This window comes from Pseudomonas nunensis, from assembly GCF_024296925.1.
Taxonomy (GTDB): domain Bacteria; phylum Pseudomonadota; class Gammaproteobacteria; order Pseudomonadales; family Pseudomonadaceae; genus Aquipseudomonas; species Aquipseudomonas nunensis.
This window is the reverse complement of record NZ_CP101125.1, coordinates 6,820,256-6,846,273: the sequence shown is the minus strand read 5'-3', so window position 1 is coordinate 6,846,273 and position 26,018 is coordinate 6,820,256. Positions and strand designations below refer to the sequence as shown.

At 60.5% G+C, this 26,018-nt stretch carries 22 protein-coding genes; 13 read left to right on the top strand and 9 right to left on the bottom strand.

From position 1 onward, the window contains the following. Positions 1-110 precede the first annotated feature (110 nt). From NK667_RS30235 to bioB, 7 genes are all read right to left on the bottom strand, one after another. Positions 111-1,916, bottom strand: a complete 1,806-nt coding sequence (locus NK667_RS30235) for a phenylacyl-CoA dehydrogenase (protein WP_054044171.1) — start codon at positions 1,914-1,916, stop codon at positions 111-113. A 277-nt stretch (positions 1,917-2,193) separates the two neighbouring features. Then, complete coding sequence (locus NK667_RS30230; RefSeq protein ID WP_054044173.1) at positions 2,194-2,490, bottom strand: hypothetical protein; 297 nt, start codon at positions 2,488-2,490, stop codon at positions 2,194-2,196. Between the two features lie 109 nt (positions 2,491-2,599). Further along, entirely contained in the window at positions 2,600-3,280 is a 681-nt protein-coding gene (bioD, locus tag NK667_RS30225) for a dethiobiotin synthase (protein ID WP_054616845.1), read from the bottom strand. Further along, positions 3,277-4,089, bottom strand: coding sequence for a malonyl-ACP O-methyltransferase BioC (gene bioC / locus NK667_RS30220; RefSeq protein ID WP_054616846.1), 813 nt, complete (start codon positions 4,087-4,089; stop codon positions 3,277-3,279). The genes bioD and bioC overlap by 4 nt, the downstream gene beginning before the upstream one ends. Next, a complete protein-coding gene (locus NK667_RS30215; RefSeq protein ID WP_054044176.1) occupies positions 4,082-4,813 on the bottom strand; it encodes an alpha/beta fold hydrolase in 732 nt (243 codons plus the stop codon). The genes bioC and NK667_RS30215 overlap by 8 nt, the downstream gene beginning before the upstream one ends. Continuing rightward, on the bottom strand, positions 4,806-5,984 hold the full coding sequence (gene bioF / locus NK667_RS30210) for an 8-amino-7-oxononanoate synthase (RefSeq protein ID WP_054044177.1): 1,179 nt from the start codon (positions 5,982-5,984) through the stop codon (positions 4,806-4,808). The genes NK667_RS30215 and bioF overlap by 8 nt, the downstream gene beginning before the upstream one ends. Before the next feature lie 147 nt (positions 5,985-6,131). Continuing rightward, positions 6,132-7,187: a biotin synthase BioB gene (gene bioB, locus NK667_RS30205; protein ID WP_054044178.1), complete on the bottom strand. Its 1,056-nt coding sequence runs from the start codon at positions 7,185-7,187 to the stop codon at positions 6,132-6,134. Positions 7,188-7,278: 91 nt separating this feature from the next. Here bioB and NK667_RS30200 point away from each other — a divergent pair, with 91 nt between their 5' ends. From NK667_RS30200 to rarD, 5 genes are all read left to right on the top strand, one after another. Continuing rightward, positions 7,279-8,019, top strand: a complete 741-nt coding sequence (locus NK667_RS30200) for a ComF family protein (protein ID WP_054616847.1) — start codon at positions 7,279-7,281, stop codon at positions 8,017-8,019. A gap of 188 nt (positions 8,020-8,207) precedes the next feature. Further along, a complete protein-coding gene (locus tag NK667_RS30195) occupies positions 8,208-8,972 on the top strand; it encodes a TOBE domain-containing protein (RefSeq protein WP_054616848.1) in 765 nt (254 codons plus the stop codon). Between the two features lie 58 nt (positions 8,973-9,030). Beyond that, positions 9,031-10,932 (top strand): PhoX family protein, encoded by a 1,902-nt coding sequence (locus tag NK667_RS30190; protein WP_054616849.1) that lies wholly within the window; start codon positions 9,031-9,033, stop codon positions 10,930-10,932. Positions 10,933-11,095: 163 nt separating this feature from the next. After that, positions 11,096-12,070, top strand: a complete 975-nt coding sequence (locus NK667_RS30185; RefSeq protein ID WP_054616850.1) for a serine/threonine protein kinase — start codon at positions 11,096-11,098, stop codon at positions 12,068-12,070. Positions 12,071-12,247: 177 nt separating this feature from the next. Beyond that, a complete protein-coding gene (rarD, locus tag NK667_RS30180; protein ID WP_054044183.1) occupies positions 12,248-13,135 on the top strand; it encodes an EamA family transporter RarD in 888 nt (295 codons plus the stop codon). Positions 13,136-13,351: 216 nt separating this feature from the next. Here rarD and NK667_RS30175 read toward each other — a convergent pair whose 3' ends face one another. After that, positions 13,352-13,870, bottom strand: a complete 519-nt coding sequence (locus NK667_RS30175) for a glycine cleavage system transcriptional repressor (protein WP_054044184.1) — start codon at positions 13,868-13,870, stop codon at positions 13,352-13,354. 591 nt (positions 13,871-14,461) lie between these two features. Between NK667_RS30175 and NK667_RS30170 the strand changes: the two genes are divergently transcribed. Then, complete coding sequence (locus NK667_RS30170; RefSeq protein ID WP_054616851.1) at positions 14,462-16,639, top strand: malate synthase G; 2,178 nt, start codon at positions 14,462-14,464, stop codon at positions 16,637-16,639. Between the two features lie 191 nt (positions 16,640-16,830). Here the strand turns inward: NK667_RS30170 and NK667_RS30165 are convergent, their stop codons facing one another. Further along, positions 16,831-17,277 carry a response regulator gene (locus NK667_RS30165; RefSeq protein ID WP_054044186.1) on the bottom strand — a complete coding sequence of 149 codons (447 nt, stop codon included), beginning with the start codon at positions 17,275-17,277 and terminating at the stop codon, positions 16,831-16,833. Positions 17,278-17,536: 259 nt separating this feature from the next. Here NK667_RS30165 and NK667_RS30160 point away from each other — a divergent pair, with 259 nt between their 5' ends. From NK667_RS30160 to NK667_RS30130, 7 genes are all read left to right on the top strand, one after another. Next, positions 17,537-19,471 carry a DUF294 nucleotidyltransferase-like domain-containing protein gene (locus NK667_RS30160; RefSeq protein WP_283777136.1) on the top strand — a complete coding sequence of 645 codons (1,935 nt, stop codon included), beginning with the start codon at positions 17,537-17,539 and terminating at the stop codon, positions 19,469-19,471. Continuing rightward, positions 19,468-20,175: a 3'-5' exonuclease gene (locus NK667_RS30155; RefSeq protein WP_054616852.1), complete on the top strand. Its 708-nt coding sequence runs from the start codon at positions 19,468-19,470 to the stop codon at positions 20,173-20,175. The genes NK667_RS30160 and NK667_RS30155 overlap by 4 nt, the downstream gene beginning before the upstream one ends. Before the next feature lie 278 nt (positions 20,176-20,453). Next, positions 20,454-20,972 carry an RNA polymerase sigma factor gene (locus NK667_RS30150; RefSeq protein ID WP_054616853.1) on the top strand — a complete coding sequence of 173 codons (519 nt, stop codon included), beginning with the start codon at positions 20,454-20,456 and terminating at the stop codon, positions 20,970-20,972. After that, complete coding sequence (locus NK667_RS30145; protein ID WP_054616854.1) at positions 20,969-21,940, top strand: FecR domain-containing protein; 972 nt, start codon at positions 20,969-20,971, stop codon at positions 21,938-21,940. Before NK667_RS30150 ends, NK667_RS30145 begins: the two co-directional genes overlap by 4 nt. 226 nt (positions 21,941-22,166) lie before the next feature. Beyond that, positions 22,167-24,605, top strand: a complete 2,439-nt coding sequence (locus NK667_RS30140) for a TonB-dependent siderophore receptor (protein WP_054616855.1) — start codon at positions 22,167-22,169, stop codon at positions 24,603-24,605. 72 nt (positions 24,606-24,677) lie between these two features. Continuing rightward, a complete protein-coding gene (locus tag NK667_RS30135; protein WP_054617225.1) occupies positions 24,678-25,808 on the top strand; it encodes a PepSY-associated TM helix domain-containing protein in 1,131 nt (376 codons plus the stop codon). After that, positions 25,805-25,984 (top strand): hypothetical protein, encoded by a 180-nt coding sequence (locus NK667_RS30130; RefSeq protein WP_054044191.1) that lies wholly within the window; start codon positions 25,805-25,807, stop codon positions 25,982-25,984. The genes NK667_RS30135 and NK667_RS30130 overlap by 4 nt, the downstream gene beginning before the upstream one ends. Positions 25,985-26,018: the final 34 nt, after the last annotated feature.

The following is a 26,018-nucleotide window of genomic DNA, read 5'->3' as shown; positions in this document are numbered from 1 at the left end:
GGGGCATCAAAACCGGGGATTGGGTCCCAACAATGGGGGCTCGAATTCCAGGCAAAAAAAAAGCCGCTGCTCCCGAAGGAACAGCGGCCTTTGAAGGACAGCGCTAAGGCTTAGTAGCCCAGTGCGAAGTCTTCTTCTTTCATGTCCATCAGGTTGTTGGCGCCCGACAGCATGGTCACTACGTGAGTGCGGGTACGCGGCAGGATGCGCTGGAAGTAGAAGCGCGCAGTCTGCAGCTTGGCGGTGTAGAACGCCGTTTCGGTGGTGCCGGCAGCCAGTTTCTCGGCAGCCAGGCGCGCCATGTCAGCCCAGAAGTAGGCCAGGCAGGCGTAACCGGAGTACATCAGGTAGTCCACGGAGGCCGCGCCGACTTCTTCGCGATCTTTCATGGCAGCCATGCCGACCTTCATGGTCAGTTCGCCCCACTCTTTGTTAAGCGCAGCCAATGGCTCGACAAACTCTTTGACCGCTTCGTTGCCTTCGTTGGTCTGGCAGAACTTGTGGACGATCTTGGTGAAGCCTTTCAGGGCCTCGCCTTGGGTCATCAACACTTTACGGCCCAGCAGGTCGAGTGCCTGGATACCGGTAGTGCCTTCGTACAGCATCGAAATGCGGCTGTCGCGAACGTTCTGCTCCATGCCCCACTCGGCGATGAAGCCGTGGCCGCCGTAGATTTGTACGCCGTGGTTAGCGGATTCGAAGCCGACTTCAGTCATGAAGGCTTTGGCGATTGGAGTCATGAAGGCCAGCAGTGCGTCGGCTTTCTTCTTCTCTTCTTCGTCCACGCCGTATTTGACGATGTCGACCTGCTTGGCAGTGAAGTAAACCATCGCGCGGTTGCCTTCGGCGAACGCCTTCATGGTCAACAGCATGCGACGTACGTCTGGATGCACGATGATCGGGTCAGCGGCTTTTTCCGGCGCTTTCGGGCCAGTCAGCGAGCGCATTTGCAGACGATCACGAGCGTATTTCAGGCCGCCCTGGAAGCCGATTTCGGCGTGGGCCAGGCCTTGCAGCGCGGTGCCCAGGCGAGCGGTGTTCATAAAGGTGAACATGCAGTTCAGGCCTTTGTTCGCCGGGCCGATCAGGAAACCGGTGGCCCCGTCGAAGTTCATCACGCAAGTGGCGTTGCCGTGGATGCCCATCTTGTGTTCCAGGGAACCGCAGGTCACAGCGTTACGAGTGCCGATCGAACCGTCAGCGTTCGGCATGAACTTGGGAACGATAAACAGCGAGATGCCTTTGGTGCCAGCCGGTGCGTCCGGCAGGCGAGCCAGTACGATGTGGACGATGTTGTCGGCCATGTCGTGTTCACCGGCCGAGATGAAGATCTTGGTGCCGGAGACTTTGTAGGAACCGTCGGCCTGAGGTTCGGCCTTGGTGCGCAACATGCCCAGGTCGGTGCCGCAGTGCGGTTCGGTCAGGCACATGGTGCCGGTCCATTCGCCGGAAACCAGTTTGGTCAGGTAAGCCTCTTGCTGCTCAGGCGTACCGTGCTCGGAAATGGTGTTCATCGCGCCATGGGACAGGCCTGGGTACATGCCCCACGACCAGTTGGCTTCGCCAACCATTTCGCTGACGGCCAGACCCAGAGACTCCGGCAGGCCTTGGCCACCGTGCTCTACGTCGTGAGCCAGGCTTGGCCAGCCGCCTTCGACGAATTGTTTGTAGGCTTCTTTGAAACCAGTGGGGGTTTTAACGCCGGACTCGCTCCAGGTGCAGCCTTCGGTGTCACCCACGCGGTTCAGCGGAGCCAGTACCTGCTCACAAAACTTGGCGCCTTCTTCGAGAATGGCGTCAACCATGTCCGGAGTTGCGTCTGCACAAGCCGGAAGGCTCTGATAGTGCGCTTCGTAGCCGAGCAGTTCGTCACGAACGAAGCGAATATCACGCAAGGGGGCCTTGTAGTCAGGCATAGCGATAAACCTCTGCTGATGTAACCGGGAATGAACGACCGCGTTGATTTGTTGTGGCGGTCAAACAGTTGTTTGAAACATACGTTTACGACCAAATCTTGTCAAGCGCCGATCTTTTGCCGTTCGTCATCATCGCGTGTGCACAACGGCCACGCAGCCGCGCGCCGCCGTCGAAAAGGCAACAGGCCATGCAGGAAAGATTAGTTGAGGGAGAAGGACTTACGCAGAAAAACGCCGCGAAGATTCGCGGCGTTGGAGTAGCGAGTTCAGCTATCGATCAAGCGTAGGTATCAATCAACGTCCCGAGCATTTCATCGGAAGCCTTGGCGACTTTCGCGCCCAGCTCGACCTGAAACTTGCCTTGGGACATCTCGACCATGTTGCTGGCCAGGTCAGATTCCTGGCTGCGGTCCACCGAACGCAGGCGATCAACCTGAGATTCGGAAGACTGGCTGGTCTGCGAACGCTCAATGGTGGTGTTGGCAATCTGGCCGGCGGCCTGATCGACACGGTTCTGCCCTGTCTGAATAGTGCTCAGACCGGCATAAAAAGCGGTGCTTCCTGAGATTTCCATGGGAGAACTCGTCCTGATAAAGGAACAACAGCGGCCATTGAAGCAGACACGCCAGCAAAACACCCGACAAAAACACTAATGGCACAGTGCCGCGTCATAGGCAAAAACATTAATCGAGCAGATCCAGCTGCAGATGCTCGGCCACCGCCTCCGCCGTCACCGACTTGAGTTTCGGCACCCGGCCCAGGCACGGCGCGGGTATCCGCTCGGCCAGCGTGGCAAGGTTCTCCTCCAGACGCGAGGTCTTCGGCTCGATGATGTTGGCCACCCATCCAGCCAACTGCAGACCATCGTTAGCAATAGCTTCAGCCGTCAACAGCGCATGATTGATACAACCCAAGCGCACACCGACCACCAGAATCACCGGCAGATCCAGTGCGATCGCCAGGTCCGACAAATTATCCTGATCCGCCAACGGCACGCGCCAACCGCCCGCCCCTTCGATCAGCGTGAAGTCCGCATTCATATCCAGGATCTCGCGCATCGGCGTTAACAAGGACTGCACCGTCAAAGCGATGCCCGCCTCCCGCGCCGCCAAATGCGGGGCGATCGCTGGTTCGAACGCCACTGGATTGACCTGTGCATACGTCAGCGGCACCGAACATTCCGCCAACAACGCCAAGGCGTCGGCGTTGCGCAATCCTTTAGGGGTCACCTCACAGCCGGAAGCCACGGGTTTGCCCGCCGCGGTGCTTAACCCTGCCGACCGCGCGGCATGCAGCAAACCTGCAGCAACGGTGGTTTTGCCGACATCAGTGTCAGTACCGGTGATGAAATAGGCTGCGCTCATAAGGGTTTCTCCAACACGGCATAAACCACTTGATAAGTCGCCGGCAGTCCCTGTGCCTGACGAAACTGTTCATACGCCTCGACCAGGCCGAGGATCCGCGCCCTGCCGGTCAAACCGCCCGGCCGACCAGGGTTCAGGTTATGCGCGCCCAACGCCTTGAGCTCATGGGTCAGGCTGCGCACATCCGGGTAATGCAGCACATGTGGGCAGGTTTGCAGGCTGATGACCTGCAATCCACTGGCCGCGCACAGCTGTTGATAAGTCTCGAACTCGCGGAAGCGGTTGACGTGCACCATGCCATCCACCTGACGCCAGCTGTCACGCAATTCGTACAGCGTGCCGACACACAGACTAGCAAACGCAAAAATACCGCCCGGTTTTAATGCCCGATTCGCTTCACTGAGCACCGAGGCGAAGTTCGAACACCACTGCACCGCGAGGCTGGAAAAGATCAGGTCACAGGTTGAATCCTGCAACGGCAACCGCTCGGCATCGCCAGCGATAAAGTGTGTGGCGCCACCCAATGGTCGGGCGTGATTGAGCATGCCTTCGGCGATATCCAGCGCAATACCGTGACTCGCCGGAAAACGCTCACCCAGTGCACGGCTGAAATAACCGGTGCCGCAGCCCAAGTCCAGCCAGCGACCGGGTACAAACTCATCGGGCAACCGACGCAACAACTCGCTGCCAACATCCCGTTGCAATTCAGCCACGCTGTCGTAGCTGGCCGCCGCGCGGGAAAAGGACGCTGCCACCTGACGCTTGTCGGGCAAGCCTGCGGGTAGGTTGGGAAGGGATAAATCAGTCATCACCGGACTCATGCAAAAAGGCCTGGATCGCCCCCGCCACACCGTGGGGGTCTTCCAGAAGAAACGCGTGGCTGGCCTGTTCGATCAGGCCGATTTCGACATCCGGCAACAACGCCAGCAAGTCTCCCGCCGCTTCGGCCGGGACCAGCCCGTCGAGGCCGGCGAACAGATGCAGTTGCGGACCCCGAAACGCCTGCAGCGCTTGCCGGGTATCCAGTTGCGCGAGGACTTCCAGGCCGCTCATCAAGACTTGCGCCGACGCGTGCGGCGCGCCACCGAGCAACAATCGCGAAAGTCCGCGTGGGTCTTCGGCACCCTGGGCGCAGAGCAGAGAAAAGCGTTTCAAGGTCATGCGTGGATCGGCGTTGCAACCTGCCAGAAACGCATCGAAGGTCTCACCGGGCATCGCGCTCGGCCATTGCTCATGGGCGACAAACGAAGGATTGCTCGCCAGGGTCAGCAAGCCGCAGCAGCGATCACCGCGCCGCGCCGCCAACTCGGACGCGAGCATGCCGCCCAATGACCAGCCACCGAGCCAGGTATCCTGAGGCACGGTCGAATCCAGCTCATCGAGCCACTCTTGCAGCTCGCCCGACTCCAGTTCCGGCAACGGCTCGATCTCGACCCGCAGGTGTTCATCCAGACCCTGCAAGGCTGCGGCCAATGGCTCCAGCGGCGAAATCCCGAGGCCCCAACCGGGCAGCAGAATCAGTCGATTACGCATGGCTTGGCTCCGGTCCCAGTTGTGCAAAACAATCGGCAAGTCCATTTAACAATAGCTGCACCTGCGCTTCGCTGTGGGCAGCGGTCAGGGTCACCCGCAGGCGAGCACTGCCGGCCGGCACGGTGGGTGGACGGATCGCAGTGACCATCAAGCCACGCTCGCGCAGCATCTGCGAGAGTCGCACCGCGCGGCCGGCATCGCCGATCATGATCGGCTGGATCGGTGTGAAGCTGTCCATGAGTTCCAGGCCGATCTGCTCGGCACCGCGACGAAATTGACGGATCAGCACATTAAGGTGCTCGCGTCGCCAATGCTCGCTGCGCAGTAATTCGAGACTTTTCAGCGTCGCGCAGGCCAGCGCCGGTGGCTGGCTGGTGGTGTAGATGTAGGGACGCGCAAACTGGATCAGGCTCTCGATCAGCTCTTCGCTACCCGCCACAAACGCCCCGGCCGTACCGAACGCTTTGCCGAGGGTGCCGACCAACACCGGCACGTCCTCCTGGCTCAAACCAAAATGTTCGACGATCCCGCCACCATTGGCGCCCAGCGGACCAAAACCGTGCGCATCGTCGACCATCAGCCACGCGCCTTTGGCCTTGGCTTCTCGCGCCAGCGCCGGCAGGTCGGCGATATCGCCGTCCATGCTGAACACGCCGTCGGTGACCACCAGCGTATTGCCGGTGGCCTTTTCCAGACGCTTGGCCAGACTGGTCGCGTCGTTGTGCAGATAACGATTGAAGCGCGCACCGGACAACAACCCGGCATCCAGCAGCGACGCGTGATTGAGCCGGTCCTCCAGCACCGTATCGCCCTGCCCGACCAACGCGGTGACTGCGCCAAGGTTGGCCATGTAACCGGTGGTAAACAGCAACGCGCGTGGGCGACCGGTGAGATCGGCCAGCGCCTCTTCCAACTCGTGATGCGGGGTGCTGTGGCCGATGACCAAATGCGAAGCCCCGCCGCCGACGCCCCAACGCGCTGCACCAGCGCGCCAGGCTTCGATCACTTGCGGGTGATTGGCCAGGCCCAGGTAGTCGTTGTTGCAAAACGCGAGCAACGGCTGGCCATCGACCACCACTTCCGGGCCTTGGGGGCTTTCCAGCAGCGGACGCTGGCGATAGAGATTGTCAGCACGACGGGCAGCAAGGCGTGCGGCGAGATCGAAAGACATGCAGGCCTCGAAGATCAATATGGGTATGCACCCAATCCCAATGTGGGAGCGGGCTTGCTCGCGAAGGGGCCGTCACATCCAACATGGGTGGTGACTGAAACTCCGCATTCGCGAGCAAGCCCGCTCCCACATTGGATTTGTGTCGGGTCAGACAGCAGCGTTATAGAACTGCTCGCTGCTCTTCTGCTCAACCAACGCCTGCTCGATAGCGGCCTGGTGCACTTCGTCCGCATGCTCTTCACGAGCTTCCGGCAGGATGCCCAAGCGTGAGAACAGTTGCATGTCCTTGTCGGCCTGTGGGTTGGCGGTGGTCAGCAATTTGTCGCCGTAGAAAATCGAGTTGGCGCCGGCAAAGAACGCCAAGGCCTGCATTTGTTCGTTCATCGCTTCGCGGCCGGCGGACAGGCGTACGTGGGATTGCGGCATCAGGATGCGCGCGACGGCGAGCATGCGGATGAAGTCGAACGGGTCGATGTCATCGGCGTTTTCCAGCGGCGTACCAGCGACTTTCACCAGCATGTTGATCGGCACCGACTCCGGATGCTCCGGCAGGTTGGCCAGCTGGATCAGCAGGTTGGCGCGGTCGTCGAGGGACTCGCCCATGCCGAGGATGCCGCCGGAGCAGATCTTCATCCCCGATTCACGCACGTAGGCCAGGGTTTGCAGACGCTCGCCGTAGGTGCGGGTTGTGATGATGCTGCCGTAGAACTCCGGCGACGTATCAAGGTTGTGGTTGTAGTAATCGAGGCCTGCGTCGGCCAGCGCAACGGTCTGGTCCTGGTCGAGGCGACCGAGGGTCATGCAGGTTTCCAGGCCCATGGCTTTAACGCCCTTGACCATCTCCAGCACGTACGGCATGTCTTTGGCCGACGGATGTTTCCACGCCGCGCCCATGCAGAAACGGGTCGAACCGATGGCCTTGGCGCGAGCGGCCTCTTCGAGGACCTTCTGCACTTCCATCAGTTTTTCTTTTTCCAGGCCGGTGTTGTAGTGACCGGACTGCGGACAATATTTGCAATCTTCCGGGCAAGCGCCGGTTTTGATCGACAGCAGCGTGGAAACCTGGACCCGGTTGGCGTCGAAATGCGCGCGGTGCACGGTCTGCGCCTGGAACAACAGGTCGTTGAATGGCTGAACGAAGAGTGCTTTGACTTCGGCCAAAGACCAGTCATGACGCAGGGTTGCAGAGGTGCTGGCGCTCATGGGCGTTTCCTTGATTTATGCTTGGCAAGCGACCGGGGAATGGAATACCCACAGGCGCGACACGGATGTTCGGCATATTTAAGGAAGAGCGATGCGCTGTCAACCACGATACGAAGGACCGGTTTACATCTGGTTAAAAAACAAACAACTCTGTTTGCTCTGTTCAGAGCCCGCCGATGACATAACGCCAATCTGTACAGCCTGCGAAACCGAGCTGCCCTGGCTCGGCGATCACTGCCAGACCTGCGCCCTGCCGCTGCCTGCGTCCGGCCTCACGTGCGGCCAATGTCTGCAACAACCACCGGCCTTTGAGCGAGTCGCGGCGCCTTGGACCTACAGCTTTCCGGTGGACGCGCTGATCACCCGTTTCAAGCACAACGCGAAGTGGCCGTTTGGCCACCTGCTCGGCGAACTTCTCGCGCAGTTCCTGCAACATCGCTTCGATGAAGATCTGGAGCGACCCGACCTGCTGATCCCGGTGCCGCTGGCGACCAAACGCCTGCGTCAGCGAGGTTTCAATCAAGCGGCGATGCTTGCGCGTTGGCTCAGTGAATACTTGGACATTCCTTGCGACGAAACACTGTTGCTGAGGATTCAGGACACCAGTGCGCAACAGGAACTGAAGGCCGAAGCCCGCAGGCGAAACCTGCGTAATGCCTTCGCCCTCGCACCCGGTGCGTGTGTCACGGGCCGTCATCTGGCCCTGATCGACGACGTGCTGACCACGGGTGCGACCGCGCAAACCCTCGCGCGGTTGTTGATGGACGCCGGTGCCGCCCGAGTAGACGTCTACTGCCTGGCCCGCACACCAAAACCCGGCGACACCGCTTGACCCTGTGGGAGCGGGCTTGCTCGCGAAGACGGCGGCACATCCAGCATCGATGTGACTGACAGATCGCTTTCGCGAGCAAGCCCGCTCCCACAGGGACTGAGTTCAACTGGGCGGTTTGGCGACTGACTTGACTCCCGAGCCCCAAGCCGCCAACGTCGTCCCCATTGCCACCGCCCAAAGCACTCGCCATGTCCCTGCCTACTTTATTGTCCCAGCACATCGTCCGCCGTCCGCAGCGCATTGCCCTGCTGCAACACATCGCCGAACAAGGCTCGATCACCCGCGCCGCGAAAAGCGCGGGCCTGAGTTACAAGGCGGCATGGGACGCTATCGATGAACTGAACAACCTCGCGCAAAAGCCGCTGGTGGAGCGCAGCGTTGGCGGTAAGGGCGGCGGTGGCGCCAAGTTGTCCGAAGAGGGTCAACGGGTGTTGCGCCTGTATCAGAAGCTGCAAGTGTTGCAGGCACAGGTGCTGGAAGCCGCCGAAGATGCCAGCGACCTCGAACTGCTCGGTCGCCTGATGCTGCGCACCAGCGCGCGCAATCAATTGCACGGCAAAGTCGCAGCAATCGAATCCCAGGGCCGTAACGACAACATTCGTCTGGAACTGGCCGAAGGCTTGAGCATCGATGCGCAGATCACCCACGACAGCACTCTTCGCCTGGAGCTTCAAACCGGCACCGAAGTCGTCGCCCTGATCAAGGCCGGATGGCTGGAATTGCTCGCCGTCGATCAAGCTGCAACACCTGGCAACAATTGCCTGACGGGCACAATCGAGGAAATCCTCGACGCCGAAGACGGCCCCAGCGAAGTGCGTATCAGCCTGCCCAACGGCCAGACGCTGTGCGCCCTGGCCGAGCCGCTGCATTTGAGGACCTCTGGCCTTGGCGTCGACCAAACGGTGCTGGTGCAATTCGCGCCGTCCAACGTCCTGCTTGGTACACCGCTCTGAAACAAAACCTTCACTAACGCTCATTAAGGTGACTGCAAAAACCCGCAGGGAGCCTGATGTGAGCCTATTAGAAGAACACCAATCCACCGACCTGGAAAAAATGGTCGGCCTCAGCCGTCGCGGTTTCATCAGCGCCGGCGCCCTCTGCGGTGCGGCGATGTTCCTCGGTGGCAACCTGCTGAGCCGCAGCGTGCTGGCCGCGAGTGTCAGCGCTGGTTCAAGCAAACTGCTGGGTTTCGACAGCATCGCCGCCGCCACGACCGACGCCATTACCTTGCCGCCGGGCTACAAATCCTCGGTGTTGATCAGCTGGGGCCAGCCGTTGCAGAAGAACGGCCCGGCGTTCGACCCGAGCGGCAACGGCAGCGCCGAGCATCAGGAACTGCAGTTCGGCGACAACAACGACGGCATGAGCCTGTTCGAGTTTCCTGGTGAAAAAGACCGGGCACTGATGGCGATCAACAACGAATACACCAACTACCGCTACCTCTACGCCCACGGCGGCATGCCGCAATCGGCCGAAGAAGTGCGCAAGGCCTTGGCCTGCGAAGGCGTGACGGTGATCGAAGTGCAGCGCAAGAACGGCCAGTGGCAATTCGTCCAGGGCTCGCGCTACAACCGGCGCATCCACGGTAACTCGCCCCTGCGTTTTAGCGGCCCGGCGGCCGGTCACGAATTGTTGAAAACCAGCGCCGACCCGCACGGCAAGCAAGTCCTCGGCACCTTCCAGAACTGCGCCAACGGCAAGACGCCGTGGGGCACTTATCTGACCTGCGAAGAGAACTTCACCGATTGTTTCGGCAGCAGCAACGCCGAGCAAAAATTCGATGCTGCGCAAAAACGCTACGGCGCGGTGGCCGCCAGCAAGGAAATCAACTGGCACCAACACGACCCGCGTTTCGATCTGGCGAAGAATCCCAACGAACTCAATCGTCATGGTTGGGTGGTGGAAATCGATCCGTTCGACCCGAAGTCGACGCCGGTCAAACGCACGGCACTGGGCCGTTTCAAACATGAAAACGCCGCCCTGGCCGAAACCAAAGACGGCCACGCCGTGGTGTACATGGGCGACGATGAGCGCGGCGAGTTCATCTACAAATTCGTCAGCCGCGACAAGATCAACCACAAGAATCCGAAAGCCAATCGCGATCTGCTGGACCACGGCACCTTGTACGTGGCGCGCTTCGACGCGGGCGACGGCAATGCCGATCACCCGAAAGGCCAAGGCCAGTGGATCGAACTGACCCACGGCAAGAATGGCATCGACGCCAGCAGCGGTTTTGCCGACCAGGCCGAAGTGCTGATTCACACGCGCCTCGCCGCCAGTGTGGTCAACGCCACGCGCATGGACCGCCCGGAATGGATCGTCGTCAGCCCCAAGGACGGCCAGGTTTATTGCACCCTGACCAACAACGCCAAGCGCGGCGAAGACGGCCAACCGGTCGGCGGGCCAAACCCGCGGGAGAAAAACGTCTACGGGCAGATCCTGCGCTGGCGCACCGACCGTGATGATCACGGTTCGAAAAGCTTCGCCTGGGATTTGTTCGTGGTCGCCGGCAATCCGGGCGTGCATGCCGGCACACCGAAGGGCGGTTCGACGAATATCACCCCGCAGAACATGTTCAACAGCCCGGACGGCCTGGGTTTCGACAAGGCTGGGCGCTTGTGGATTCTGACTGATGGCGATTCGAGCAATGCCGGGGACTTTGCTGGCATGGGCAATAACCAGATGCTCTGCGCCGACCCGGTAACCGGGGAAATTCGCCGCTTCATGGTCGGGCCGATTGGTTGTGAGGTGACGGGGATTAGCTTCTCGCCGGATCAGAAAACCCTGTTTGTCGGGATTCAGCATCCGGGCGAGAACGGTGGTTCGACGTTCCCTGAGCACCTGCCGAACGGCAAGCCACGGTCTTCGGTGATGGCGATTACCCGCGAGGACGGCGGGATCGTCGGCGCCTGATCCGGCCTCTTCGCGGGCAAGCCTCGCTCCTACAAGGAATCTGCATAACCCTGCAGGAGCGAGGCTTGCCCGCGAAGGCGTCCGCACACCCACCACCTATCTTCCCCCGTCTGCGCTACCATGCTTGGCCGGACGCGGCAGCCTGCTGCGCGCAGGAGTCAGCATGGCCCACCCGTTTGCAACCCTCACCCCAGACCTCGTGCTCGATGCCGTCGAAAGCATCGGCTTTCTCAGCGACGCGCGCATTCTGGCGCTCAACAGCTACGAAAACCGCGTCTACCAAGTCGGCATCGAAGACTCCGAGCCGCTGATCGCCAAGTTCTACCGTCCGCAGCGCTGGACCAACGAAGCGATTCTCGAAGAGCACCAGTTCACTTTCGAACTCGCCGAATGCGATGTGCCGGTGGTCGCGCCGATGATTCACAACGGCGCCAGCCTGCATGAACACGCCGGGTTCCGCTTCACCCTGTTTCCTCGCCGTGGCGGCCGCGCGCCGGAGCCAGGCAATCTGGATCAGCTGTATCGCCTGGGCCAATTGCTCGGACGCCTACACGCCGTCGGCGCGACCAAGCCGTTCGAGCACCGTGAAGCGCTGGGCGTGAAAAACTTCGGCCACGATTCGCTGAACACCTTGCTCGAAGGCAATTTCGTACCGAAGAGCCTGCTGCCGGCCTACGAGTCCGTCGCCCGCGACCTGCTCAAGCGTGTGGAAGAGGTCTACAAGGCCACGCCGCACCAGAACATCCGCATGCACGGCGATTGCCACCCCGGCAACATGATGTGCCGCGACGAAATGTTCCACATCGTCGACCTCGACGACTGCCGCATGGGCCCGGCAGTGCAGGACATCTGGATGATGCTCGCCGGGGATCGTCAGGAATGCCTCGGTCAGTTGTCGGAATTAATGGACGGCTACAACGAGTTTCACGACTTCGACCCGCGGGAACTGGCGCTGATCGAACCGTTGCGCGCGTTGCGCCTGATGCACTACAGCGCCTGGCTCGCACGGCGCTGGGATGACCCGGCGTTCCCGCATAGTTTTCCGTGGTTCGGCAGCGAGCGGTATTGGGGCGATCAGGTGCTGGCGTTGCGCGAGCAATTGTCCGCGCTCAACGAAGAACCCCTGAAACTCTTCTAACACCCCCTGATCTCCCCTGTGGGAGCGGGCTTGCTCGCGAAGGAGGTGGGGCATTCGGCAAATATGTTGACTGACCCACCGCCTTCGCGAGCAAGCCCGCTCCCACAAGGTCCGCGACCATTCCGACAAATCTCCTTACAATCCCCTCTTTGTTAGCTGCCTAAGCAAGGATTCTGCATGCAAGCTGCCAACCCGCGTCGCGGGTACATCCTGGGTCTCACTGCCTACATCATCTGGGGACTTTTCCCCATCTACTTCAAAGCCATCGCCTCGGTGCCGGCTGTAGAAATCATCATCCACCGGGTGCTCTGGTCGGCACTGTTCGGCGCTTTGCTGCTGATGGTCTGGAAGCATCCGGGCTGGTGGCGCGAGTTGCGGGACAACCCCAAGCGCCTGGCGATCCTGGCCCTGAGCGGCACGCTGATCGCGGCCAACTGGCTGACTTACGTCTGGTCGGTAAACAACGGGCGGATGCTCGAAGCCAGCCTCGGTTACTACATCAACCCGCTGGTGAACGTGCTGCTGGGGATGCTGATCCTCGGCGAACGGCTGCGGCGCATGCAATGGCTCGCGGTGGGTCTGGCGGCGGTCGGCGTGGCGCAACAGGTGTGGCAGGTCGGTAGTCTGCCGTGGGTGTCGCTGGTGCTGGCGCTGACCTTCGGCTTCTACGGGCTGATCCGCAAACAAGCGCCGGTCAAGGCATTGCCGGGGCTGGTGGTGGAAACCTGGATGCTGGTGCCGATTGCCGTGGCGTGGTTGCTGTTCAATCCGTCGGCGGCCAGTGCACAACCGGCGTTCTGGACCACGTCTGAAGCCTGGTGGCTGGTGGCGGCCGGTCCGGTGACATTGGTGCCGTTGGTATGTTTCAACGCCGCAGCACGGCATTTGCCCTACACCACCCTCGGATTTCTCCAGTACCTGGCGCCGACATTGGTGCTGCTGCAAGCCGTCCTGCTTTTTGACGAACACTTGTCGTCCAGCACCCTGGTGGCGTTCATCTTTATCTGGGCGGGCCTGGCGATTTACAGCGTCGATGCGGTGATCAGCATGCGCCGGCGCAGCTGATCAGAATACGTACAAACCTCTACAGGCCACGTTCTTCGTGGCCTGCATCAATCCTTCCCAAGGTTATCCACAACGTGATCCCCGGCGTTTGTGCGCAACTTGTTGAAACTGCTGGTTTTTTGATCAGATCCTGAAGAACCCCGGCCGGCGCGGCCTGGGGGCGAGTCTCTACAGGTTATCCACAGGCAGGTGCACGTTTAACTTGGATAACCCGTTCTAGGGATCGCTGCGCAGCACCAATTCCACCATCAAGTCATCGGCCAGGGTTTCCAGGCGTGTTTGCAACACGTCCAGGGATAAGGTCAGCGGCACCGCGAGAATTGCCTCGGCGTGGAACAACGGCTCGCTGCTCATCGGCGCCGGGCGCACCTCGGTGACCAGACGCTCGAGGTTCACCCCCTGCTCACTCAACAAGCGCGTGATGTCGCGCACGATCCCCGGCCGGTCATTGCCCACCAGTTCCATCGCGATCGGCTTCCAGGTGCAGGATTGTTCGATGCCGCTTTCAGCGATCAACACGCGAATGCCATGGGTGGACAATGCTTGTAGGGCATCGACCAACTCGTCGTAGGCTTCGGCCGGCACGCCGACCCGAAGAATCCCGGCGAACTGCCCGGCCATGCGCGACATGCGGCTTTCCAGCCAGTTGCCGCCGTGCTCGGCAATGCATTGGGCAATGCGCTCGACCTGCCCTGGCTTGTCCGGTGCGAATACGGTGAGTACGAGGTGGTCCATGGCGCAGCCCTCTTTTGTTATAGAAAGAGAAGTATAGGCAAGGGTTGTTTGTGGCGAGGGGGCTTGCCCCCGTTCGGCTGCGAAGCAGTCGCAGAATAGGTAAATCTGATTGATCTGAAAAACCTGGGGGCCGCTCCGCGCCCCAACGGGGGCAAGCCCCCTCGCCACAAAAGGTCAGCATTCAGCCAACAAACACAGGGCCCCATAGCAGTGCACCAAAGATTATGTGTACAAGTTTTTATATTTAACTGGAACAATCCAATACTTTTTTGAGAACATCCTGTTCCCCGACATGACTGCAATGCGTCATGGGGTCGCAGAACGACGTAATTAGTCTAATTTTCACAAGCGCAATTCATCATGTAGTATGCCGCAGCGCGCACTACATAACGTTGGATCGATGTCTGCCACCGGCACACTCGCAACCCTGAAAGCCCCGTCAGCAAGGCCTCCAAGCCGTTGATTGGACCGAACCCAGCCGCCCGCAAGGGCATGTACTGGCGGACGGGTTTGTGGTTTAAATGGCCAGAGGCTTCATTGTCAAAATTGAAGAGCTGAAAAGCGAAATAGCTGAGCAGAGTGAGGCAAGCAATGACTGAACACGTTCAAGTCGGTGGCCTGCAGGTCGCCAAAGTCCTGTTCGACTTCGTGAACAACGAAGCCATTCCCGGTACCGGCCTCACCGCCGATAAGTTCTGGGCCGGTGCCGATAAGGTCATTCATGACCTGGCGCCGAAGAACAAAGCCCTACTCGCCAAACGCGATGATTTCCAGGCTCGTATCGATGGCTGGCACCAAGCGCGTGCCGGTCAGGCGCACGACGCCGTGGCTTATAAAGCCTTCTTGCAAGACATCGGTTATCTGCTGCCAGAAGCGGCCGATTTCCAGGCAACGACGCAAAACGTCGATGACGAAATCGCCCGCATGGCCGGCCCGCAACTCGTGGTGCCGGTGATGAACGCGCGCTTCGCGCTGAATGCCTCGAATGCCCGCTGGGGTTCGTTGTATGACGCGCTCTACGGCACCGACGCCATCAGCGAGGCTGACGGCGCGGAAAAAGGCAAAGGCTACAACAAGGTTCGCGGCGACAAGGTCATCGCCTTCGCCCGCGCCTTCCTCGACGAAGCGGCGCCATTGGCCGCCGGCTCCCACGTCGACTCCACCAGCTACAAGATCGTTGACGGCAAACTGGTGGTCGCCCTTAAAGGCGGCAGCAACACCGGCCTGCGCAACGACGCTCAGTTGATCGGTTTCCACGGCGACGCCGCCGCACCGACCGCGATCCTGCTGAAAAACAACGGCCTGCATTTCGAAATCCAGGTCGATGCCAGCACCCCGGTCGGCCAGACCGACGCAGCCGGCATCAAAGACATCCTGATGGAAGCCGCACTGACCACCATCATGGACTGCGAAGACTCCGTTGCCGCCGTCGATGCCGATGACAAAGTGGTGATCTACCGCAACTGGCTCGGCCTGATGAAGGGCGATCTGTCGGAAGAAGTCTCCAAGGGCGGTCAGACTTTTACCCGCACCATGAACGCCGACCGCACCTACACCGGCGTGGATGGTAAGGAACTGAGCCTGCACGGTCGTTCGCTGCTGTTCGTGCGCAACGTTGGCCACTTGATGACCATCGACGCGATCCTCGACAAAGATGGCAACGAAGTGCCGGAAGGCATTCTCGACGGTCTGGTGACCTGCCTCGCGGCGATCCACAGCCTCAACGGCACCAGCTCGCGCAAGAACAGCCGCACCGGCTCGGTCTACATCGTGAAGCCGAAGATGCACGGCCCGGAAGAAGCCGCGTTCACCAACGAGCTGTTCGGGCGCATCGAAGACGTGCTCGACCTGCCGCGCAACACCCTGAAAGTCGGGATCATGGACGAGGAACGCCGTACCACGGTCAACCTCAAGGCCTGCATCAAGGCTGCCAGCGAGCGCGTGGTGTTCATCAACACCGGCTTCCTCGACCGCACCGGCGATGAAATCCACACCTCCATGGAAGCCGGCCCGATGGTGCGCAAGGCCGACATGAAGGCTGAGAAGTGGATCGGCGCCTACGAAAACTGGAACGTCGATATCGGCCTGAGCACCGGCCTGCAAGGTCGCGCCCAGATCGGTAAAGGCATGTGGGCGATGCCCGATCTGATGGCGGCGATGCTCGAACAGAAAATCGCTCACCCATTGGCCGGCGCCAACACCGCTTGGGTACCCTCGCCGACCGCCGCTGCGCTGCACGCGCTGCATTACCACAAGGTCGATGTGTTCGCCCGTCAGGCCGAACTGGCCAAACGTGCGCGCGCCTCGGTGGACGACATCCTGACCATCCCGCTGGCCGTGAACCCGAGCTGGACCGCAGAGCAGATCAAGAACGAACTGGACAACAACGCCCAGGGCATTCTTGGTTATGTGGTGCGCTGGATCGACCAAGGCGTGGGTTGTTCGAAAGTGCCGGACATCAATGATGTCGGCCTGATGGAAGACCGTGCGACGCTGCGTATCTCCAGCCAGCACATCGCCAACTGGCTGCGTCATGGCATCGTTACTGAAGATCAGGTCCTGGAAAGCCTCAAGCGCATGGCGCCGGTGGTTGATCGCCAGAACGCCAATGACCCGCTGTACCGTCCGCTGGCACCGAACTTCGACAGCAACATCGCCTTCCAGGCGGCGGTCGAATTGGTGATCGAAGGTACCAAGCAGCCGAACGGCTACACCGAGCCGGTCCTGCACCGTCGTCGTCGCGAGTTCAAGGCTGCCAATGGCCTGTAACTGAGCGCTGATGACGCACAAAAAAAGGCCCTGTTCTTCGGATCAGGGCCTTTTTATTTGTGAACGCATTCCCCTGTGGGAGCGAGCTTGCTCGCGAAGAGGGAGTGTCTGTCGAATAAATGTTTACTGACACTCCGCCTTCGCGAGCAAGCCCGCTCCCACAGGGGATGTGCAGCGTTCACAGGGTTGAACTAAGGCTCCATCCCCAGCTCATGCTTGACCAACGCCAGCAACTTGCCGGTATCGATCGGCTTGAGCAGGAAATCCACCACGCTCAAATGCATGGCGGCAATCGCGTCCCCCACGTCGGCATCGCCAGACACAATGATGATCGGCATCGCCGCCCGGACCGATTCACGCACCTGGCGAATCAATTCCAGGCCATCCACATGCCCCATGCGCAGATCGGTAATCACCAGTCCGATCGAGGGTTTCTCGTCCAGCATTTTGAGTGCGGTCTCACCGCTGGCAGCGGTCATGCAGCGAATACCGTCCAGACCAAGAATCTCCGATAGCAGCTCCCGGGCATCTTTGTCGTCATCGACAATCAGCACCCGCTGCGGCGGAAGATCAGGCTCCAGCATGATCGCACTGAGCGCCTCGCGCTCGGCGTCACTCAAAATATCGTGGTCGGACATGGCTTTCTCTACGTTTTCTATTCAATCCCCTAGCACAGTGGTCAGACATCGCTAAGCAGAGCTTCAATGTGCACTTCGTCGGATATTTTGCCTAGAGGAAAAATGAGACGTTTTCCCACAATGTGCATAGGGCATATCCGAAATATAGGCATATCCACCGGCTACCTAGACTTACGTCCAATGGGCACCCTGCGCACAGGGGCCGACCATGGCTGAACAATCCGACAACAACAATTCAAAAAAGACTGCGGTAATAGTGATGAGTAAAGCGGACGCCTTCACCCAGGCAGGGAAAACCGCGGTATTGCAAAACATCCAGGGCACGTTGCAATTCCTCCAGCGTTTCCCGCCCTTCAATCAAATGGAACATGCGCACCTGGCCTACCTGGTGGAGCAATGTCAGCTGCGTTTCTATGCGCCCGGCGACAGCATCATCAAACCGGCCGACGGCCCGGTTGAGCATTTTTACATCGTCAAACAAGGCCGAGTCGTCGGCGAACGCCCGCACACGGCCAAGGGCGGCACCGAAACCACCTTCGAAATCACCACCGGCGAGTGTTTCCCCCTTGCCGCGTTGCTCGGTGAACGCGCGACCCGAACCGAACACCTGGCCGCCGAAGACACCTTCTGCCTGCAACTGAACAAACTGGCCTTCATCAAGCTGTTCGCCCTCTCCAATACCTTTCGCGACTTCGCCCTGCGCGGGGTCAGCAGCCTGCTGGATCAGGTCAACCAGCAGGTCCAGCAAAAAGCCGTGGAAACTCTCGGCACGCAATATTCCTTGAACACCCGGTTGGGCGAACTGGCCATGCGGCACCCGGTGACCTGCAGCCCGGCCACGCCCCTGCGCGAAGCCGTGACCCTGATGCACGAGCAGCAGGTCGGCAGCATCGTGATCGTCGACGAACGGAAAGCTCCGCTGGGGATTTTCACCCTGCGCGACCTGCGCCATGTGGTGGCGCAAGGCATCAATGATTTCAACGAAGCCATCGAGCGCCACATGACCCGGGCGCCGTTTTTCCTGACGCCGGATCACAGCGCTTTCGACGCGGCGATTGCCATGACTGAACGGCACATCGCCCACGTCTGCCTGGTCAAGGACCAGCGACTGTGCGGCGTGGTGTCCGAGCGCGATCTGTTTTCCCTGCAACGGGTCGATCTGGTGCACCTGGCGCGGACCATCCGCAGCGCACAGAAAGTCGAAAACCTGGTGGCACTGCGCGGCGAAATCGGCCAATTGGTGGAGCGCATGCTCGCCCACGGCGCGTCTTCGACCCAGATCACTCACATCATTACGCTGCTCAACGACCACACCGTGTGCCGGGTGATCGAACTGACTCTCGCCGAGAAAGGCGACCCCGGCGTGCCGTTCAGTTGGCTGTGTTTCGGCAGCGAAGGCCGCCGCGAGCAAACACTGCACACCGATCAGGACAACGGCATTCTGTTCGAAGCGCGGGACGCGGCGCATGCCGCCGAGCTTCGCGGCAAGCTGTTGCCCATCGCCCAACAGATCAACCACAGCCTGGCGCTTTGCGGCTTCACCCTGTGCAAGGGCAACATCATGGCCGGCAACCCCGAGCTGTGTTTGTCCCGGGCCGAATGGGCGCGGCGGTTCGCGGCGTTTATCCGCGAGGCGACGCCGGAGAACTTGCTGGGATCGAGCATTTATTTCGACTTGCGGGTGGTCTGGGGCGACGAACTGGGCTGCGAGCAACTGCGTCGAGGGATTCTCGATCAGGTGGCGGACAACCGTTTGTTCCAGCGGATGATGGCCGAGAACGCGTTGCGCAACCGTCCACCCGTAGGACGATTCCGTGAGTTCGTATTGGCGCGCAAGAATGGTGAGAAAGCCACGCTGGACCTGAAAGTCCAAGGCCTGACGCCGTTCGTGGATGGCGCCCGATTGCTCGCGCTGGCGAATGGCATCGAAGCCAACAACACTCAGGAACGCTTTCGGCAACTGGTGGATAAAGAAGTCATTGATCCGCTGGACGGTGCGGCGTACGAAGAGGCCTATCACTTCATTCAGCAAACGCGCATGCAGCAACATCAGCTACAGACCCGGGAGAACTTGCCCTACTCCAACCGCGTCGATCCCGACATCCTCAATCATCTGGACCGGCGCATCCTGCGTGAATCCCTGCGCCAGGCCCAACGCCTGCAAAGCAGCCTGGCCCTGCGGTATCAGCTATGAGCCTGTTTTCATGGTTGCGCCCGGCGACCCCTCTGCTACCCGAGGCTCTGCAACAACGGCTGCAGCAATTGCCGGTCGGCGCCGGACTGAGCGAATGCAGCCTGCGCGAGCAGCGTTGGGTGGTGCTGGACCTGGAAACCACCGGGCTGAACCTGAACAAGGATCGGGTGTTGTCCATTGGCGCCGTGGTGATCGAGGATGGCGCGATCGCTTTCAGCCAGCAATTCGAACGCACCCTGCAATGCGTCGATATGAAACTGGCACCGAGCATGTTGATCCATGGCCTGGGGCCCAGTGCGATCGCCGCCGGCAGCGATCCGGCCGAGGCGCTGCTGGAGTTCATGGAGTTTCTGGGCGACAGCCCGGTGCTGGCGTTTCATGCGCCGTTCGATCAGCACATGCTCGGGCGCGCGTTGAAAGATCATCTGGGCTACAAGTTGCAGCATCCGTTTCTGGATGTGGCGGACATCGCCCCGCTGCTCTGCCCGCAGGCGAACATTCGCGAGGCCGGGCTGGATGAGTGGATTGAGTGGTTCAAGCTTGAAGTCTTCGAGCGCCATAACGCCAGCGCCGATGCGTTGGCCACGGCGGAACTTGCGTTGATTCTGTTCAGCCGGGCGCGGCAGCAGCAGATTCATAGCCCGTTGAATCTGCAGCAGCGGATCAGCCAGTGGAAACGGCGGCAGCGGGCGCCTTCGTTTTAAACCTTGCATGAATTTTGTGGCAGGTTGATTTGTGGCGAGGGGGCTTGCCCCCGTTGGGGCGCGCAGCGGCCCCGGCATTTTGCAGACAGATCGCATTCACCGGGTGACGACTGCTACGCAGCCGAACGGGGGCAAGCCCCCTCGCCACAGAATGTTGTTCGACTTCATACCGCATAGCCCGATAACCACCCGACCAGCGTTAATTGCTTACCTCCCCCGCCTCTGCCACAATCGCGAACAATTCTCGTTAGTTAACACTTCCCAATCGGTGATGCTACGTGTCGTCAGTCCAAGGCCCCCACAGCGAGCTCGTCGGTGCGTTATATCGCGACCATCGCGGTTGGCTATTGGCTTGGCTGCGGCGCAATGTGGCCTGTCCGCAACGGGCCGAGGACCTGAGCCAGGACACCTTTGTCCGCTTGCTCGATCGTGACGAACTCAAGGAACCGCGTGAACCCCGGGCATTTCTGGTGGCTATCGCCAAGGGTCTGCTGTTCGACTATTTCCGCCGCGCCGCGCTGGAACAGGCCTACCTCACCGAACTGATGCTGATTCCCGAAGGCGAGCAACCGTCGGTGGAAGAACAGCAAATGATCCTCGAAGACCTCAAAGCCATCGACCGTCTGCTCGGCAAACTCTCGTCCAAGGCCCGGGCGGCGTTTCTGTATAACCGTCTCGACGGCCTGAGCCACGGCGAAATCGCCGAGAAACTCGGGGTGTCGGTACCGCGAGTGCGTCAGTACCTGGCCCAGGGCATTCGTCAGTGTTACATCGCCCTGTACGGTGAACCGGTATGAGTCCGGCCAGTTCCAAACCGGTGTCGGCACAGGTGCTGGACGCCGCGATTGCCTGGCAATTGTCGCTGGATTCCGGCAGCCCAATCGAGCGCGAAGAATTCGCCAAATGGCACGCCGCCCACGAAGAACATGCCCGCGCCTGGCGCCAACTGGGCATGCTCGACCAGCGCTTCAGCGTCGCCAGCGGCCCGGCCCGCACGGCGTTGCTGCAATCACGCGAGAGCATCCGCCGCCGGGTGCGCAAACTCGGCAGTGGCTTGACCAGTGTTGTCGCGGTGATCGGGTTGGCGCTGTTCGCTGGTGATCGTTACCTGCCCATCGATTACTGGCTGGCCGATCAGCGCACCGCCACCGGTGAACAGCGCACCCTGCGCTTGGCCGACGGCACCGTGATAAACCTCAACACCCACAGCGCCGTGGATGTGCGTTTCGATGACAAGCAGCGGCGGATCATTCTTCAGGAAGGCGAAATCCTCGTCGAAACCGGTCATGGCGATGCCCGGCCGTTTATCGTCGAAACCCGCGAAGGCAGCATGCGCGCACTCGGGACGCGGTTCCTGGTCAAGCGCGAGGACGAAGGCACGCGGTTGAGCGTATTGAAATCGGCGGTGGCGGCTCATCCGGAGTCGAGCCCGGAAGAACAAATCCTGCGCGAAGGCCAGCAAGTGCTGATGCGCAGCAACGGTTTGGGGCCAATCGTCGCGCTCAACCTCGGCGCCGATGCCTGGACCCGAGGCATGCTGGTTGTGGACAACGCGCGCCTGGAAGATTTGGTGCATGAACTCGGCCGCTACCGCCGGGGGTATCTGGGCGTGGCGCCGGAGATTGCCGATTTGCGGATCACCGGCAGCTTCCCGCTGCACGACACCGACAAGGCGTTGAGCGCGCTGCTGCCGACTTTGCCGGTGCAGATCGAACAGCACACGCCGTGGTGGGTGACCGTGGCGAAGGCTGACGTCAAACCCTGAGATTTACGGTGTCTGGGCGGACGCCTTCGCGGGCAAGCCTCGCTCCTACATTAGAAATACGTTCCCCCTGTAGGAGCGAGGCTTGCCCGCGAAGAGGCCAGCAGCCACCCCGCAAATCACGAATCACGAATCACGAATCAAAATTATTTTCATCCAGCCCTATCACTTTTGCATTCTCGTTCGGCACCTAGGCAATTGAGAAATATTTCCATTCAGGAGCCTCTGTATGTCCCGTTCGCTCGACACCTTGTTGCGCCCCAGTTTGCTGGCGGTCGCCATTGCCCTCTGTGCCCCTCTGGCCAGCAGCCAACTGATCGCCGCTGAACAGGCGTCCAGCGTTCGCGCCTACAACCTGCCGGCCGCGCCGTTGGCCAGCACCCTGAACCAGATCGCCAGCCTGGCCGGCCTGGCGCTGTCACTGAATCCGTCCCTGGCGGCGGGCAAGACCTCCGCCCCGGTCAACGGCCAGTTCGACGCCACGGGCGCCCTGCGTGAAGCCTTGCGCGGCACCGGTTTGCAACTGGAACAAAGCAGCACCGGCACCTACAGCCTGGTGGCCGTACCCGACGGCGTGATGGCCCTGCCGGAAACCGCGGTCATTGGTGTGGAAAACGCTGAAACCGCGTGGAGTCCAGTTGAAGGCTACGTCGCCACGCGCACTGCTGCCGGCACCAAGACCGACACCGCACTGGTCGAAGCACCGCGTTCGATCTCTGTCGCTACCCGCCAGCAGATGGACGACCGCAGCGTGCACAGCCTGGATGACGCCGTGCGTTACATGCCTGGCATCACCGCCAGCAGCTTCGGCAGCGACACCCGCGCCGATTGGTTGCGCGTGCGCGGCTTTGAACCGACCCAGTTCCTCGACGGTTTGCCGCTGCCAAAAGGCGTGTATGCCAACCCGAAACAGGAAACCTGGAACCTCGATCGCCTGGCCCTGCTACGCGGCCCTGCCTCCTCGGTCTATGGCCAGACACCCCCCGGCGGTTTGCTGGACATGGTCAGTCGCCGTCCAAGCGACGTGGCAAGCAACGAAATCCAGGTGCAATACGGCAGCGATAACCACCGCCAGATCAACTTCGCCAGCACCGGCAAGATCGATGACGCCGGGCAGTTCCTCTATGGCGTCAGCGGCGTGATTCGCGACAGTGGCACCCAAATCGATCATATCGATGACAAGCGCTACAACATCGCGCCCAGCCTGACCTGGAACATCGACGAAGACACCAAGCTCACGTTGCTCACGCAGTTCACCCGAGACGATACCGGGATCACCAGCCAGTTCCACTCGATCCAGGGCACCAAGATCGATATGCCGTTCGGCGACATCTCCCATCACAAGAATTTGGGCGACCCGAACTACGAGTATTACGACCGCACCAATTACTCGCTGGGATATGCCTTCGAACATCGCCTGAACGATGTCTGGCAGTTCAAGCAAAACCTGCGCTACACCAAGTCGGACCTGTCCTTCCAGGCAATTACCGTCAACAGCTACAGCCCGCAATTTGCCGGCTTCTCCGTTGATGATCAGGGCAACACAGGGCGTGGCACGACCAATGTTGACGAGGACATCAGCCAGTTCGCCGTGGATAACAACTTCCAGGGCGACTTCGCTACGGGCGATATTCGTCATACTTTGCTGATCGGTCTGGATCACCAACGCAATAACACCAATTACCTGTCGATCTTCGGCACCGCGCCGGACGTCAACGTCAACAATCCGGTTTATGGATTGCCGATCACTCGCCCGGACCGTTCCACCGCGTTCTATGACTACGATCAGAAAACCCGGCAAACCGGTGTGTATGTGCAGGACCAGATGGCGCTCGACCAATGGCGCCTGACCTTGGGCGGGCGTGAGGACTGGGTCCATACCGGCACCAAGTTCTTCAATAAGGGCGATGCCACCAACACCGAACGTGACAAGGCGTTCAGCGGCAACGCAGCGATCAGCTATGTGTTTGACTCGGGCTTCGTGCCTTATCTGTCTTACGCCGAGTCGTTCCAACCCACCAGCAACGCCACCGCCTCGCCAACCGACTCGTTCAAGCCGACCGAAGGCAAACAGTGGGAACTGGGCGTCAAGTACCAGCCACCGGGAAGCAAAACCCTGCTCAGCGCAGCGGTGTATGACCTGACCCAGAAAAACGTAGCGGTCACCACAACCGTCGGTAACGTACCGATCACCAGCCAATCCGGCGAAGTGAAGGTCAAGGGCCTGGAGCTGGAAGCCGTTTCCGACGTGACCGACAACCTCAAGGTCATCGCCGCCTACACCCTGGCCAAGTCCGAAGTGCAAAAAGGCGATTTCAAAGGCAATCGCCTGCAACTGATGCCGAACCAGCAAGCCTCGCTGTGGACCGATTACACCTGGCACACCGGCGTGCTGGACGGCTTCGGCATCGGCGGCGGCGTGCGCTACACCGGCAACACTTATGGCGACCAGGGCAACACCTGGCTGGGCAAGGCTGACGCCTACACGGTGTTCGACGCCGCGGTGCATTACGACTTGGGTCGTCTGGATAACAGCCTGAAAGGCGCATCGCTGGCACTGAATGCCACCAACCTGTTCGACAAGGACTACATCTCCACTTGCGACAGTTTCTACTGCTACTACGGCGACCAACGCAGCGTCGTCGCCAGCGCCACTTACAAGTGGTAATCGCCTGACCTGACACGCGCTATGACCAAGCCGTCCTTCGTGGACGGCTTTGGTATTTCTGAAGGCCACGAAATGAAAAGTAAAACAATTCGCCGCTGGTCCTGCATCCACACCTGGACCAGCCTGATCTGCACGGTGTTCCTGCTGATGCTGGCACTGACCGGCCTGCCGTTGATCTTCCACCACGAGATCGACCATTTGCTGGGCGACGCTGCCGAGTTGAAGGTCATGCCGGCCGATACGCCGCAGCTGAATTTGCAGCAATTGGTGGCGGCCGCTGAAAAACATCGTCCCGGCGAAGTCATGCAGTACTTCGGCTACGACGATGAAGACCCCAACGGCATGATCGCGATCATGGCCAAAACCGCCGGCACCGAGCCCAACTCGTCCCACACCTTCATGCTCGACGCCCGCACCGGCGAAGCGCTGGAGATGCCGTCGGCCAATGGCGGGTTGATGATGGTCATGTTGCGATTGCACGTGGACATGTTCGCCGGGCTGCCGGGCAAGTTGCTGCTGGCGTTCATGGGGATCATGTTCGTGTTGGCGATCATCTCGGGCGCGGTGCTGTACCTGCCGTTCATGCGCCGTTTGAAATTCGCCACCGTGCGCCAGGACAAATCCACCCGATTGCGCTGGCTCGACCTGCACAACCTGATTGGCGTAGTGACCCTGACCTGGGCGCTGGTGGTCGGCGTGACCGGCGTGATTAGTGCTTGCGCCGATCTTTTGATCGCCGCGTGGCGCAACGACAGCTTGAGCGCGATGGTCGCGCCCTACCGCGATGCGCCGCCACTGACACAATTGGCCCCCGCCACCCGTTTGCTCGACATCGCCAAGGACGTCGCGCCGGGTATGCAGCCGGACTTCATCGCCTTCCCCGGCACGCGCTTCTCCAGCGAGCATCATTACGCGGTGTTCATGAAAGGCAGCACACATCTGACCTCGCACTTGCTGACTCCGGTGCTGATCGACGCCAGCACCCTGAAGGTCACCGCCGTGGCCGAGCGTCCGTGGTACATGGACGCGATGGGCATGTCACAGCCGCTGCACTTTGGTGACTACGGCGGCATGCCAATGAAAATCCTCTGGGCGACGTTGGATGTGCTGACCATCATCGTGCTCGGCAGCGGGGTTTATTTGTGGGTGGTTCGGCGTAGAGCGGCGAAGCCTGTGCCCGCCAAAGTGGAGCAAACGGCATGAAGCCGAGGCAGTCGAATTTCTGGAAAGTGTTTGCTACGCCGACGGTGATTGCACTGCTGAGTGCCGCCGGGTTGTTCTCGGCATTGCTGGGGGATGGAATTTGGGATGCCTTGAGCTGGCTGGGCCTGGGCATCCCCGCCGCCCTCGCCCTGCGCGGTTTACTGCAACGCCATTAACCAAAAACACCACAACCCCTGTGGGAGCGGGCTT